Genomic DNA, 12095 nt, shown 5'->3' on the forward strand with positions numbered 1-12095 from the left:
AGCGGCCCAGCGAAAAGCGCCGGCTTCCACGACCGGCCTCACTCTCAGGGAACCCCCGGAGGCTCCGGCCCGGACGCGGCAGCCGGACCGGAGCCGACCCGCGAGGCCAGCGCCGTCAGCTGCCGGGCCGCCTGTGCGACCGTCGTCTCCACCACCTCGGCGACGCTCGGCAGGTCGTCGATCAGCCCGGCCACCTGCCCCGCCGCCATCACCCCCGCGTCGGTACGGCCCTCCACCATGGCGGCCTTCAGCAGCATCGGGGTGTTGGCGGCCAGCAGCGTCTGCGCCCACGTCAGGTCCTTGCCGAGGCGCAGCGCCCGGCCGTCGCGGAGCATCGCCGCCCACGACAGACCCGAGTCCTTCTTGAAGGCGGCGGCGTGGCGCAGCGCCCGCAGCAGGGAGGCCACCCGGCCCGACGACTCCAGCGCGGCGACCATCTCGCTGCGCAGCATCCGGTGCGGCAGCCCGTCGACCTTCGTGGTGACGGTGACGTCGGTGACCTTCGCCGCCAGGTACCGGGCCTTGACCGCGTCGGGCACCGTCGACTCGCGGGTCAGCAGGAACCGGGTGCCCATGGCGGCGCCGGCCGCGCCGTAACACAGCGCCGCGGCCAGCCCACGCCCGTCGCGGAAGCCGCCCGCGCCGATGACCGGCAGGTCCACGGCTTCGACCACCTGCGGCAGCAGCACCGAGGTGGCGACCTGCCCGGTGTGCCCACCGCCCTCGCCGCCCTGCACCAGCACCGCGTCCGCACCCCAGGCGGCGACCTTCTCCGCGTGCCGGACCGCGCCGACGGACGGGATGACGACCACCCCGGCGTCCTTGAGCGTTTCGATCAGCTCCCGCGAGGGGGCGAGCGCGAACGAGGCCACGCGCACCCCCTCCTCGATGAGGAGCCGCACCCGATCGGCCGCGTCCCCGGCGTCGGCGCGCAGGTTGACGCCGAACGGTGCGCAGGTGCGGGACCTGACCTCACGCACCGCCTCCCGGAGCCGCGGCAGCGTCATCGTGGCGGACGCCAGGATGCCCAGCGCCCCGGCCTCGGCCGTCGCCGCGACCAGCCGCGGCCCGGCCACCCAGCCCATGCCGGTCTGCACGAGCGGGTGGCGCACCCCCACGAGCGACGTCAGCGGCGTGCTGAGGGGGCCTGCGGGGGCCGGGCCGGCGGTCATGCGCGCACCTCACGGTCGCGGGCGCCGCCCGGATCCAGCACCTCGCGGATCAGCCGCAGTTCCTCCGCGCTCGGTTCCCGGGTGGTGGGCACCTCGTCCGGAACCTGGAGCGCGAACCCCGTGCGTTCGAGCACGAGCGCCACGTCGACGCCCGGGTGGACGCTCGCCAGCCGCATCCGGTGGTCCGCCGTGGCGAAGTCGAGCACCGCCAGGTCGGTGACGACGCGCCGCAGCCCGTGGAACCGGGCGGCCGCGGGCCCCGCCTCGGCCGCCCGGTCGAAGCCCACGCCGCTGACCATGTCCACGCGCTCGACGAACACCCGCGTCGAGTGCCGCGGCACCCAATAGGAGACCGGGTGGTTGACGGTGTTGGAGGGGGCGCCGCGCGCGCCGAGCAGTTGCCGCGCGGGCCGCTCCCACGGGCCGATGCAGGAGATGTTCTGGTTGCCGTACCCGTCGAGTTGGCTGGCGCCCATCATCATGTGGCGCCTGCCGCGCGCCGCGAGGGAGAGGTGCTTGCGGTAGGGCAGCCAGCCCTCGATGTGCGTGGGGTCCTCGGGGTCGGCCAGCAGCATGGCCTCCGAGTCGGTCAGCAGCAGTGCGGGGGAGAAGGTCAGCCGCGCCAGGCGGGCGCCGAGTGCCGGTACGGTGCCGGCCGTGGCGGCCAGCACCTCCCCGTCGCCGCGCCAGGCCTCGGCGCAGGCGACGACGCAGACTTCGGCGCGGGTGGCGGCGGTGGCAGTGGTGGTCACTGGCTGGTGTCCTTCCGCTGTGAACCGGTCTCTTCCGCGGAGCCGTCGACGGCCCTGCGGTAGTCGTCCTCGTCTCCGGCGAGGAAGCGCTCCTCGAACGCCCGCCACGCCTGGGGGTCCTGCGCCGCCCGCACGTACGCGCGCTGGAACGCCTCGTCGCGCCCGTAGTCGGGGGCGCAGCTGGTGAAGTGCGCGCCGCCCGGGGTGTGCAGCACGCCGGTGACGTTCTGCCGCTGCACCAGCAGCGACTGCGGCGGCCCCTCGAACCGCTCCACGAGCTGCTCGCAGGACAGGTACGTGCGCTCGGCGGCCTCGGTGAACAGGTCGTCGAAGTACGGGTCGGGGCCGCGGAACTGCCCGTTGCCGCGCACGTCGGCGCGGTTGACGTGGACGAGCGCCACGTCCATCCGCAGCGCGGGCGCCGCCAGCAGTTCCTCGCCGTCCTCGTACGGCGAGGTGACGGTGCGCAGCCGGGGGTTGTGGCGCGGCACGTCGGAGCCGAGGCCGCCACGCACCGGCATGAACGGCAGCCGGTGCGCGGCGGCCGTCAGCCCCCACAGGAACATCGACTCGTCCCACTCCTCGAAGGCGAAGGCCCCCGACTCGCGGGCCGCACGGAAGTGCGGCTCCAGCGGCACCGAGTCCAGTGTCACGAAGGGCGCCACCAGTCTGCCGATCCGACCGGCCGCCGCCAGCAGTCCCACGTCCGGCCCGCCGCAGGAGATGACGGTCAGGTCCTTCACGTCCGTGCGCAGCAGTGCCCGCACCAGCGCCATCGGCTTGCGGCGCGCACCCCAGCCGCCGATGCCGACGGTCATGCCGGACTCGATCCGGGCGGCGAACTCCTCGGTCGTCAGGCGTTTGTCGAGGTCACTCACGTCGTTCAGCCTCCCTGCGCGGCACGCGCGTCGACGAAGGAGTTCCGGTGCCGGTCGGCGACACCGCTCAGGTTGGCCTCGAAGGTGAAGCCCTGTTCGTAGCGGTAGCTGCGGCGCACGTCCACGGGGTCGATTCCGTTGAGGGCTTCCTTGGCCAGGCGCAGCAGATAACCGTCCTTGCCCGCGATCTCCTCAGCCAGCCCCAGCGCCGCGTCCAGCAGCGTGTCCGCGCTCTCGGCCAGCTCCCACACGGCACCGTGCCGGTGCAGTGCGCGGGCTGTGAGGGTGCGCCCCGTGTAGTACAGGGTGCGCATCAGGTGGGGCGGCAGCATGCGGGAGAGGTGGGTGGCCGCGCCGAGGGCTCCCCGGTCGAGTTCGGGGAGCCCGAAGGTGGCGTCCTCGCTCGCCACGATCGCGTCGGCGTTGCCCACCAGGCCGATGCCGCCGCCGAGGCAGTGGCCGTGGACGGCCGCGACGACGGGGACCTCGCACTCGTAGACCGCCGCGAACGCGGCGGCGCAGCCCCGGTTGGCCCCGATGAGGGCCTCGTGCCCCTCGGTGCGCTGCATCTCCTTGATGTCGACCCCGGCGTTGAACCCGCGGCCCCTGGCGGTCAGCACCACGGCGCGTACGGCCTGGTCGCGGCCCGCGGCGGTGACGGCTTCGGCCAGGTCGTACCAGCCGCGCACGGGGAGGGCGTTGACGGGTGGATGGTCGACGGTCACCACGGCGACGCCGTCGCGTGGTGTGGAGGTGGAGACAGTCATGGACGGATCAGCTACCTTTCCACCTAACGTTTGTTTGGTGAGAAGCTAGCAGTGCGCCGGTGCGCTGCGAAAGAGAGGAAGCCGTTTCACCGCGCCGGGCCGACCGGTCGGCACCGACCCGGCCCCGGCCCCGGCCCCGGCCCCGGCCCCGGCCCCGGCACCGACCCGGCCCCGGCCCCGCCGCAGGCGAGCCGCCACCAACCCGAGGGAACACCATGACCGTTGCCGTCGTCACCGGCGGAACCCGCGGAGTGGGCGCGGGCATCGCCCGCGCGTTCCTGAGCACCGGCGCCGAGGTCGTCGTCTGCGGCCGCCGCCCGCCCCGGACCCCACTCACCGCGGCGGGCCGCGAGGCCCGCTACCTCCCCCTCGACGTCCGCGACCCGCACGCCGCGCAGGAGTTCTGCGCCCAGGTGGCCCGCGAGCACGGAGCCCTCGACGTCCTGGTCAACAACGCGGGCGGCACCCCCTACCGCCCGCTGTCCGAGGGCTCGGCCGACCACCACGCGCGCGTGATCGAGCTCAACCTGCTGGCCCCGCTCCACCTCTCCCGCGCCGCCCACACCGTCATGCGCGAACAGACGGGCGGCGGAGCCATCGTGATGGTCGGCAGCGTCAGCGGCGAACGCCCGTCGCCGGGCACGGCCGCGTACGGGGCGGCCAAGGCGGGCCTGGAGAACCTGGCGCGGTCGATGGCGATGGAGTGGGCCGAGGAGGGGATCCGGGTCAACACGGTCGTTGTCGGTATGGCCCGCACCGAGCGGACCGCGCTGCACTACGGGGACGAGGCCGGGGTCGCGGCCGTCGCTGCCACGGTGCCGATGGGACGGCTCGCCGAACCCGAAGAGGTGGGGGACGCCTGCGTCTTCCTGGCCTCGGACGCCGCCCGCTACGTCTCCGGCGCCTCGCTCGCCGTCCACGGTGGCGGCGAACGCCCCGCCTTCCTGCACGCGGCGAACGTCAACCGACCCTGAGCCGCCACCCCACCACCCCCAGACACCACCCCTCAGGAGGTCACATGTCCGCACAGCACACGTCCGCTCCCCGTCCGGCCGAGGGCCGGGTCGTCGTCGTCACCGGAGCGGGGCGGGGCCTGGGCAGGGCACACGCGCTCGCGTTCGCCCGCGCCGGCGCACGGGTCGTCGTCAACGACCTCGGCGTCGCGCTGGACGGCGGAACCGGCGCGGAGACGCCCGCCGCACAGGTGGCGGCGGAAATCCGGGCGGAGGGCGGCGAAGCCGCCGTCAGCACGGACGACGTCGCCGACAGCGCGGGCGCCGCCGCACTCGTCCGCACGGCGCTGGACCACTTCGGACGCCTCGACACCCTCGTCAACAACGCCGGTTTCCTCCGCGACCGGATGCTGGTCAACCTCGACGAGGACGACTGGGACGCTGTCGTCCGCGTTCACCTCAAGGGCCACTTCCTGCCGATGAAGCACGCGGCGGCGCACTGGCGCGCCGAGACGAAGGCGGGCCGCACACCGCAGGCCCGCGTGGTCAACACCTCCTCCGGCGCGGGCCTGCTGGGCGCGGTGGGCCAGGGCAACTACACGGCGGCCAAAGCGGGGATCGCCGCGCTGACCCTCGTCGCGGCGGCGGAGTTCGGCCGCTACGGCGTCCAGGTCAACGCCGTCGCACCGGCCGCCCGCACCCGCATGACCGAGCAGGCGTTCGCCGAGGACATGGCGGCTCCCACCGACGGCGGTTTCGACGCGATGGCCCCGGAGAACGTCTCGCCCCTCGTCGTCTACCTGGGCTCGGCCGCGTCCGCCGGTGTCACAGGACGCGTCTTCGAGGCCGAGGGCGGCCGCATCACCGTCATGGACGGCTGGCGCCGCACCGCCCACACCGACAAGTCGGCCCGCTGGGACGCGGCGGAGCTGGATACTCCGATCCGCAAGCTCCTCCACGAGGCCCCCGCCCCCGAACCGGTCTACGGGGCGCGGTGAGGGCGCGGTGAGGGCGCACGAGCGGGCGTGACCCGTTCGGATGAACGGCTCCCGCGTTCATATGCGTAGTGGCTGGCTACGCTGGGCCTCCTCGTCGGAGAGGTCACCTCCCCGTCCACGGCTGCCAAGGACAGGGGGCCGAAGGCGCGCGGGTTCGAAACGCACAGACGGGGAGCGTAACCCCCGCCCCGCCCCGCTCACCCCCGGCTCGCACGTGACGACGATCTCCGTCCACCCCGCAACGAGCGGCAGAGTGGGCCGCCACGGCTGCGCCCCGAAGGGGCGCGGGGAACGGCGCGACAAGCCCCGACGAACCGTCAGGCGACCGGCGACTCCAGCCACCCACCCCCGTCGCGCCGACAGCGCGTCGCACACGACCACCAACCTGAGCCCCGTCAAGAAACCAACCGCACTACACCCGTTCGATGATCGTCACGTTCGCCTGCCCCCCGCCCTCACACATGGTCTGGAGCCCGAACCGCCCCCCGCTGCGTTCCAGTTCGTGCAGCAGTGTCGTCATCAGCCTGGTACCGGTGGCACCCAGCGGGTGCCCCAGCGCGATGGCGCCGCCGTTGACGTTGACCTTCTCGGGATCGCAGCCGGTGTCCTTGAGCCAGGCGAGCACGACGGAGGCGAACGCTTCGTTGATCTCGACGAGGTCGATGTCGTCGAGGGACATGCCGGCCCGCTTGAGGGCGTGCGCGGTCGCCGGGATGGGCGCCGAGAGCATGCGGATGGGGTCTTCGCCGCGTGCCGAGAGGTGGTGCACGCGGGCGCGCGGGGTGAGGCCGTGGGCGCGGACGGCCTCTTCGGAGGCGAGCAGCATGGCCGAGGAGGCGTCGGAGATCTGCGAGGAGACGGCCGCGGTGAGCCGCCCGTCTTCCACCAGCGGGTCGAGGGAGGCCATCTTCTCCAGGGTGGTGCCGCGCCGGGGCCCCTCGTCGGCGGTGTGGTCGCCCAGCGGCGCGGTTTCCCGCTCGAAGTGTCCCTCGTCGAGCGCGCGGATGGCGCGCTGGTGGGAGCGCAGGGCCCAGCGTTCCATCTCCTCACGGCTGATGTCCCACTGCTGGGCGATCAGTTCGGCGCCGTGGAACTGGTTGACGGGTGCGTCGCCGTAACGGGCCCGCCAGCCGGTGGAGCCGTGGTAAGGGCCTTCGGTGAGGCCGAGGGGGTCGCCGGCTTGGCGTGAGGCGTAGGCGATGGGGATTTGCGACATGTTCTGCACGCCGCCGGCCACCACCAGGTCCGCGGTGCCCGACATGACGGCTTGGGCGGCGAAGTGCAGGGCTTGCTGGGAGGATCCGCACTGCCGGTCGACGGTGACGCCGGGTACCGACTCGGGCAGGCCTGCGGCCAGCCAGGCGGTGCGGGCGATGTCCCCGGCCTGCGGTCCGACGGTGTCGAGGCAGCCGAGGACGACGTCCTCGACGGCTTCCGGGTCCACGTCCGCCCGCTCGACCAGCGCGCGCAGCGTGTGCGCGGCCAGGTCGGCCGGGTGGACGTCGGCGAGCGCGCCGCCGCGCTTGCCGACGGGGGTCCTGACCGCTTCGACTATGTAGGCCTCGCCGCGGGACATCCCGTTCACACTCCTCGTTTGGGTGGGCCCACCGGAGGCGTGCGCCTCAGGGGGCGATGACGTGCGTCTCAGGTGGCGATTCCGTCGAGCACCATCGACGTGTACTGTTCGGCGATCTCGGCCGCGCTCTTGCGTCCTTCGGGCCGGAACCAGACGGCGGCGACCCAGACGGTGTCGCGGACGAACCGGTAGGCGACGGGCACGTCGAGGCCGGCGCGGAAGCTGCCGTCGGCCACGCCGCGTTCCAGCGTGCGGGTCCACAGTTTCTGGAACCGTTCCTGGGAGTCGGCCAGGTAGCGGAACCGTTCCTGGGAGGCGAGCCGGCGTGCTTCCTTCTGGTAGATGACGACGGCGGGGCGGTGCCGCTCCATCTGCCGGAACGACTCGGTGACGAGGCCTTCGAAGGTGGCGCGTGGTGACGTGCCGGTCTCCTCGATCCGCTGGTAGCCCTCCCACAGGTCGGTGAGGAAGGCGCTGAGGATCTCGTCGGCCATCGATTCCTTGGAGTCGAAGTGGTAGTAGAGGCTGCCCGCGAGCATTCCGGCGCGGTCCGCGATGGTGCGGACGGTCGTGGCGTTGTAGCCCAGTTCCGCGAACACCTCGGCCGCGGTCGCGAGCAGTTCGGCCCGGCGCCCGGCGCCGTGGGGGGTTTTCTTCGGCGTCACCATGCGTCCATTGTCCGTCGGGCGGGGTGCGCGCCGGCCGCGCCCGTTGCCGGCCTCACGGTCTTCGCGGGCCTCTCGGGCAGCACAGGCCTCACGGGTGGCGGCTGCTGACGGCGACCGTCTCGCCCGTCATGTACGAGGAGTAGTCGCCGGCCAGGAAGACGATCACGTTGGCGACCTCCCACGGTTCCGCGTATCGGCCGAACGCCTCCTGGGAGGTCAGGTCGGCCAGGAGTTCGGGGGTGGTGACCTTCGCCAGGTTCTCGTGCATGGCGAGGGAGGGTGAGACGGCGTTGATCCGTACGCCGAGTTCGGCGGCCTCCAGCGCGGCGCAGCGGGTGAGCGCCATGACGCCTGCTTTGGCCGCCGCGTAGTGCGCCTGGCCGCGTTGGGCGCGCCAGCCGACGACCGAGGCGTTGTTGACGATGACTCCGCCGTCGGGCTGGTCGCGCATCGTCCGCAGGGCGGCGCGGGTGCAGCGGAAGGTGCCGTTCAGGGTGACGTCCAGGACGCGGGACCACTGCTCGTCGGTCATCTCCACCACCTCGGCGGTGCCGCCGAGCCCCGCGTTGTTGACGAGCACGTCGACGCGGCCGTGGTGGGTGGTGCAGGCGTCCAGGAGGGCGCGCACCTCGTCCTCGTCGGTGACGTCGCAGCGCTCGGCGTGTACCCGCTCGGGCCCGAACTCCGCTGCCAGGGCCCGTGCGCTCTCGTCGAGACGGCGGGCGTGGGCGTCGCCGATGACGACGCCTTCGGCGCCTTCTTCCAGGACGCGGCGGGCCGTCGCCCCGCCGATCCCGCTTCCGGCGGCGGCGGTGACGACGACGGAGCGGCCGGCCAGCAGTCCGTGGGGGGGTGGGCAGGCGGGCGGGGTGCTGCTCGCTCGGATCACGCGGAGCCCCTTCTGTGGTGGTCGCGGTCTTCCCGGTGGTGCGGTCTCCCCGGTGGTGCGGTCTTCCCCGGTGGTGCGGTGGTCGCGGTGTTTCTCGGTGCTGTGGCGGTCGCGGCCGGCTCCGCCGCCGGGTGGGTCTCGACGTGGCCGTCGGGGCCAAGCTAATCTACCAAACACTTGTTAGGGAAGCCCTCGCCGAGGAGAGCACGCGAGCACCGAGGAGAGCAGCCCATGCCCGACGACACCGAGAAGAACCCCGGCGCGGCCGATGTCGTGACCTACGAGCGCGTCGGCGCGGTCGCCCGCGTCACCCTCAACCGGCCCGACTACCGCAACGCGCAGAACTCCGCGATGACCTACGCCCTCGACGCGGCCTTCCGGCGCGTCGCCGACGACGACGAGGTCCACGCGCTCGTCCTCGCGGGCGCGGGCAAGCACTTCAGCGCGGGACACGACATCGGCACGCCCGAACGCGACGCCCACCTGAGCTTCCCCCGCAAGGCGGGCCTGTGGTGGGACCACGTCGGCAAGGAGGGCGCCGATGCGCGGTACGCCCGCGAGTCCGAGGTCTATCTGGGCATGTGCCGCCGCTGGCGCGAGCTGCCCAAGCCCGTCGTCTGCGCCGTGCAGGGCGCCTGCGTGGCCGGCGGACTGATGCTCGCCTGGGTGTGCGACCTGATCGTGGCCAGCGAGGACGCCTTCTTCGCCGACCCGGTCGTGCGCATGGGCATCCCCGGCGTCGAGTACTTCGCCCACCCCTGGGTGATGGGGCCGCGCATCGCCAAGGAGTTCCTGTACACGGGGGAGAGGATGAGCGCGCGGCGCGCGTACGAGATCGGGATGGTCAACCGCGTCGTCCCGCGCGCCGACCTCGCCGCCGAAGCGGACGCGCTGGCCGCCCGCATCGCCGGGATGCCGCGCTTCGGGCTCGCCCTGACCAAGCGCGCCGTCAACCAGGCCGAGGACCTGATGGGCCTGCACAACGGCCTCGACTCCGTCTTCGGACTGCACCACGTGGCGCACGCGCACAACGCCGAGACCGGTGCGGACTCGCTCGGCGGCATGGACGCGCGAGGGATGCGGGACGCGGCACGGCGCGCCGCGGGGCCCGCGGCCGAAGCACCCGAGGGAGCCTGACCATGGATGTGGACCTCACCCCGGCCGAGGAGGCGTTTCGGGCCGAGGCGCGGGCCTGGCTCACCGCGCACGTGCCCGCCGAGCCGCTGCCCTCTCTGGAGACGGCCGAGGGCTTCGCCGCCCACCGGGCCTGGGAACGCCTGCTGTACGACGGCGGCTGGTCGGTCGTCTCCTGGCCCCGCGCCTTCGGTGGCCGCGAGGCGAGCCTGACCGAGTGGCTGCTCTTCGAGGAGGAGTACTACGCGGCGGGCGCTCCGGGGCGCGTCAGCCAGAACGGCATCAACCTCCTGGCCCCCACTCTCTTCGCCCACGGCACAACGGAGCAACTGGCCCGCGTCCTGCCCGCGATGGCCTCGGGGGAGACGATCTGGGCCCAGGCCTGGTCGGAACCGGAAGCGGGGTCCGACCTGGCGTCGCTGCGCGCCCGTGCCGAGCACACCGACCGCGACGGCGGCGGCTGGCTGCTGAGCGGGCAGAAGACGTGGTCGTCGCGGGCCGCGTTCGCCGACCGCGCCTTCGGGCTCTTCCGCACGGACCCGGAGGCGGAGCGGCACCGGGGGCTGAGCTATCTGATGTTCCCGCTGGACGCGGAGGGCGTGACCGTGCGGCCCCTCGGACGGCTGGACGGGAAGCCCGCCTTCGCGGAGATCTTCCTCGACCGCGTGTTCGTGCCGGACGCGGACGTCATCGGCGAGGCCCAGGCGGGCTGGCGCGCCGCCATGTCGACCGCGGGCAACGAGCGCGGACTCACGCTGCGCTCACCCGGGCGGTTCACGGCCGCGGCCGCACGCCTGCGGGGCCTGTGGCGGGAGTACGCCGACCCGGCAGACACCGCGCGGGCCGGGCAGGTGGCCGACGTGTGGATCAAAGCCCGCGCCTACCAACTGGCGGGCTACGCGGCGGCGTCCGCCCCTGAGGACCCGAAGGCCGCCATCCCCTCTTCCCTCAACAAGCTCTTCTGGTCCGAACTGGACATCGAACTCCACGACGCCGCCCTCGACCTGCTCGGACCCGGCACCGCCGAGATCACCGAGGGGCTGGAGGAGTCCGCCTGGCTGGACGGCTGGACCTTCGCACAGGCGGGCCCCGTCTACGCCGGGACCAACGAGATCCAGCGCGACATCGTCGCCGAGCGCGTGCTCGGCCTGCCGAGGGGACGCTGAACAGCCATGCGCCTGCTGCCCGACCAGGACCAGACCGCCTACGCGCGCACCGTGCGCGGGATCCTCGCCGACGCCTCACCGCCGAAGGTCGCCCGCGCCTGGGCAGCGGGCGACCACGCGCCCGGGCGCGCCCTGTGGCGCTCCCTCGCCGCGACCGGCCTGCCCGCCCTCGCCGTGCCCGAGGAGCACGGCGGCGTCGGCTGGTACCCCGCCGAACTGGCCGCCGCCTTCGTCGAGATCGGCCACGCCGGGGCCCCGGGGCCGCTCGTCGAGACGGTCGCCGTGGCGGCTGCCCTGCCGGGCACCCCCGCCTGGAGCGAGGAGCTGCTGACGGGCGAGAGGCTGGCGACGGTCACCGACCCGGCGGCCCGCGGCTACGCGGTCGACGCCCACGCCGCGGACGCCGCGTACGTCCTGACGCACGAGACCGGCGCGGTACCCGCGCGCGGGGACGGCGCCCCGGGGCCGGGGAGCAGGGGTCCGGCCGCTGGAGCGGGCCCCTCGGCGCTCTTCACCGCCGCCTCGCGCGGCGCCCCGCTGCCGTCCGTCGACCCGACCCGGCACCTGATCCGGTGCGCCCCGGGCGAGGCGGTGCCGGGCGATACCGGACGCCTGCGGGCACTGGCGACCCTGTTGACGGCGGCGCAACTGCTGGGCGCGGGGCAGGCGCTGCTCGCGGGCAGCGTGGAGTACGCCGGGGCGCGGCACCAGTTCGGGAGGGCCATCGGCTCCTTCCAGGCCGTCAAGCACCAGCTGGCGGACGCCGCCGTCGCGCTGGAGTTCGCGGTGCCGCTGCTGCGCGGCGCGGCGCTGGCCGTACGCGGGGACGCGGCGGCGGACCCACGCGACCTGCCCGCCGCCAAGGCGGCCTGCGCGCGGGCAGCCCACCGCGCGGCCCGCACCGCGCTCCAGGTGCACGGCGCCCTCGGCTACACCGACGAGTACGACCTCACGCTGCTCCTCCGAAAGGCCCATGCCCTGCGGACGGCGTGGGGCACCGAGGCCGCCTGCCGGGCCGCCGTCCTCGCGGACAGGCTGCTGCCCGGCTGACGCCGCCGGGGACCCCGCGGCGGGACGTCCGCGTGCGGCGGCTCGTCCCGGTCACCGGGCGGGCGCCTGTCAGCACCGCGCCGGCCTTCCTA

12 protein-coding genes are annotated in these 12095 nt (G+C 73.9%); 5 read left to right on the forward strand and 7 right to left on the reverse strand.

The genetic code is table 11. The annotated features are described in order from the left end of the window. Window positions 1–44: 44 nt before the first annotated feature. The 4 genes from DTL70_RS22910 to DTL70_RS22925 are packed head-to-tail and all read right to left on the reverse strand — an operon-like array spanning window position 45 to window position 3569. Window positions 45–1172, reverse strand: a complete 1128-nt coding sequence (locus DTL70_RS22910) for an NAD(P)H-dependent flavin oxidoreductase (RefSeq protein ID WP_114023862.1) — start codon at window positions 1170–1172, stop codon at window positions 45–47. Beyond that, complete coding sequence (locus DTL70_RS22915; RefSeq protein ID WP_114023863.1) at window positions 1169–1924, reverse strand: CoA-transferase subunit beta; 756 nt, start codon at window positions 1922–1924, stop codon at window positions 1169–1171. Before DTL70_RS22915 ends, DTL70_RS22910 begins: the two co-directional genes overlap by 4 nt. Beyond that, window positions 1921–2802, reverse strand: a complete 882-nt coding sequence (locus DTL70_RS22920; RefSeq protein WP_281278718.1) for a CoA transferase subunit A — start codon at window positions 2800–2802, stop codon at window positions 1921–1923. The genes DTL70_RS22915 and DTL70_RS22920 overlap by 4 nt, the downstream gene beginning before the upstream one ends. A gap of 5 nt (window positions 2803–2807) precedes the next feature. Further along, entirely contained in the window at window positions 2808–3569 is a 762-nt protein-coding gene (locus tag DTL70_RS22925; RefSeq protein ID WP_114023864.1) for an enoyl-CoA hydratase family protein, read from the reverse strand. Between the two features lie 215 nt (window positions 3570–3784). Between DTL70_RS22925 and DTL70_RS22935 the strand changes: the two genes are divergently transcribed. Together DTL70_RS22935 and DTL70_RS22940 are read left to right on the forward strand one after the other, a co-directional pair. Next, a complete protein-coding gene (locus tag DTL70_RS22935) occupies window positions 3785–4543 on the forward strand; it encodes an SDR family oxidoreductase (RefSeq protein ID WP_114023865.1) in 759 nt (252 codons plus the stop codon). A 44-nt stretch (window positions 4544–4587) separates the two neighbouring features. After that, the gene (locus DTL70_RS22940) at window positions 4588–5520 is read left to right on the forward strand and encodes an SDR family oxidoreductase (RefSeq protein WP_114023866.1); all 933 of its coding nucleotides are present in this window, start codon (window positions 4588–4590) and stop codon (window positions 5518–5520) included. Between the two features lie 412 nt (window positions 5521–5932). Here the strand turns inward: DTL70_RS22940 and DTL70_RS22945 are convergent, their stop codons facing one another. From DTL70_RS22945 to DTL70_RS22955, 3 genes are all read right to left on the reverse strand, one after another. Further along, window positions 5933–7096, reverse strand: a complete 1164-nt coding sequence (locus DTL70_RS22945) for an acetyl-CoA C-acetyltransferase (protein WP_114023867.1) — start codon at window positions 7094–7096, stop codon at window positions 5933–5935. 68 nt (window positions 7097–7164) lie between these two features. Beyond that, window positions 7165–7764 carry a TetR/AcrR family transcriptional regulator gene (locus DTL70_RS22950; protein WP_114023868.1) on the reverse strand — a complete coding sequence of 200 codons (600 nt, stop codon included), beginning with the start codon at window positions 7762–7764 and terminating at the stop codon, window positions 7165–7167. A gap of 88 nt (window positions 7765–7852) precedes the next feature. Beyond that, window positions 7853–8653, reverse strand: a complete 801-nt coding sequence (locus DTL70_RS22955) for an SDR family oxidoreductase (RefSeq protein ID WP_114023869.1) — start codon at window positions 8651–8653, stop codon at window positions 7853–7855. A gap of 231 nt (window positions 8654–8884) precedes the next feature. Between DTL70_RS22955 and DTL70_RS22960 the strand changes: the two genes are divergently transcribed. From DTL70_RS22960 to DTL70_RS22970, 3 genes are read left to right on the forward strand one after another with little or no spacing between them, the layout of a single operon-like run. Next, the gene (locus DTL70_RS22960; protein WP_114023870.1) at window positions 8885–9790 is read left to right on the forward strand and encodes an enoyl-CoA hydratase; all 906 of its coding nucleotides are present in this window, start codon (window positions 8885–8887) and stop codon (window positions 9788–9790) included. 2 nt (window positions 9791–9792) lie between these two features. Further along, window positions 9793–10953: an acyl-CoA dehydrogenase family protein gene (locus DTL70_RS22965; protein ID WP_114023871.1), complete on the forward strand. Its 1161-nt coding sequence runs from the start codon at window positions 9793–9795 to the stop codon at window positions 10951–10953. Window positions 10954–10959: 6 nt separating this feature from the next. Then, the gene (locus DTL70_RS22970) at window positions 10960–12003 is read left to right on the forward strand and encodes an acyl-CoA dehydrogenase family protein (protein WP_114023872.1); all 1044 of its coding nucleotides are present in this window, start codon (window positions 10960–10962) and stop codon (window positions 12001–12003) included. Window positions 12004–12095 lie beyond the last annotated feature (92 nt).

It is taken from the genome of Streptomyces diacarni (assembly GCF_003323715.1).
Classification (GTDB): domain Bacteria; phylum Actinomycetota; class Actinomycetes; order Streptomycetales; family Streptomycetaceae; genus Streptomyces; species Streptomyces diacarni.

Coding starts and splice junctions, on each gene's coding strand:
- DTL70_RS22910 (WP_114023862.1), bottom strand. CDS start 1,172: ATGACCGCCGGCCCGGCCCCCGCAGGCCCCCTCAGCACGCCGCTGACG.
- DTL70_RS22925 (WP_114023864.1), bottom strand. CDS start 3,569: ATGACTGTCTCCACCTCCACACCACGCGACGGCGTCGCCGTGGTGACC.
- DTL70_RS22935 (WP_114023865.1), top strand. CDS start 3,785: ATGACCGTTGCCGTCGTCACCGGCGGAACCCGCGGAGTGGGCGCGGGC.
- DTL70_RS22940 (WP_114023866.1), top strand. CDS start 4,588: ATGTCCGCACAGCACACGTCCGCTCCCCGTCCGGCCGAGGGCCGGGTC.
- DTL70_RS22945 (WP_114023867.1), bottom strand. CDS start 7,096: ATGTCCCGCGGCGAGGCCTACATAGTCGAAGCGGTCAGGACCCCCGTC.
- DTL70_RS22950 (WP_114023868.1), bottom strand. CDS start 7,764: ATGGTGACGCCGAAGAAAACCCCCCACGGCGCCGGGCGCCGGGCCGAA.
- DTL70_RS22960 (WP_114023870.1), top strand. CDS start 8,885: ATGCCCGACGACACCGAGAAGAACCCCGGCGCGGCCGATGTCGTGACC.
- DTL70_RS22965 (WP_114023871.1), top strand. CDS start 9,793: ATGGATGTGGACCTCACCCCGGCCGAGGAGGCGTTTCGGGCCGAGGCG.
- DTL70_RS22970 (WP_114023872.1), top strand. CDS start 10,960: ATGCGCCTGCTGCCCGACCAGGACCAGACCGCCTACGCGCGCACCGTG.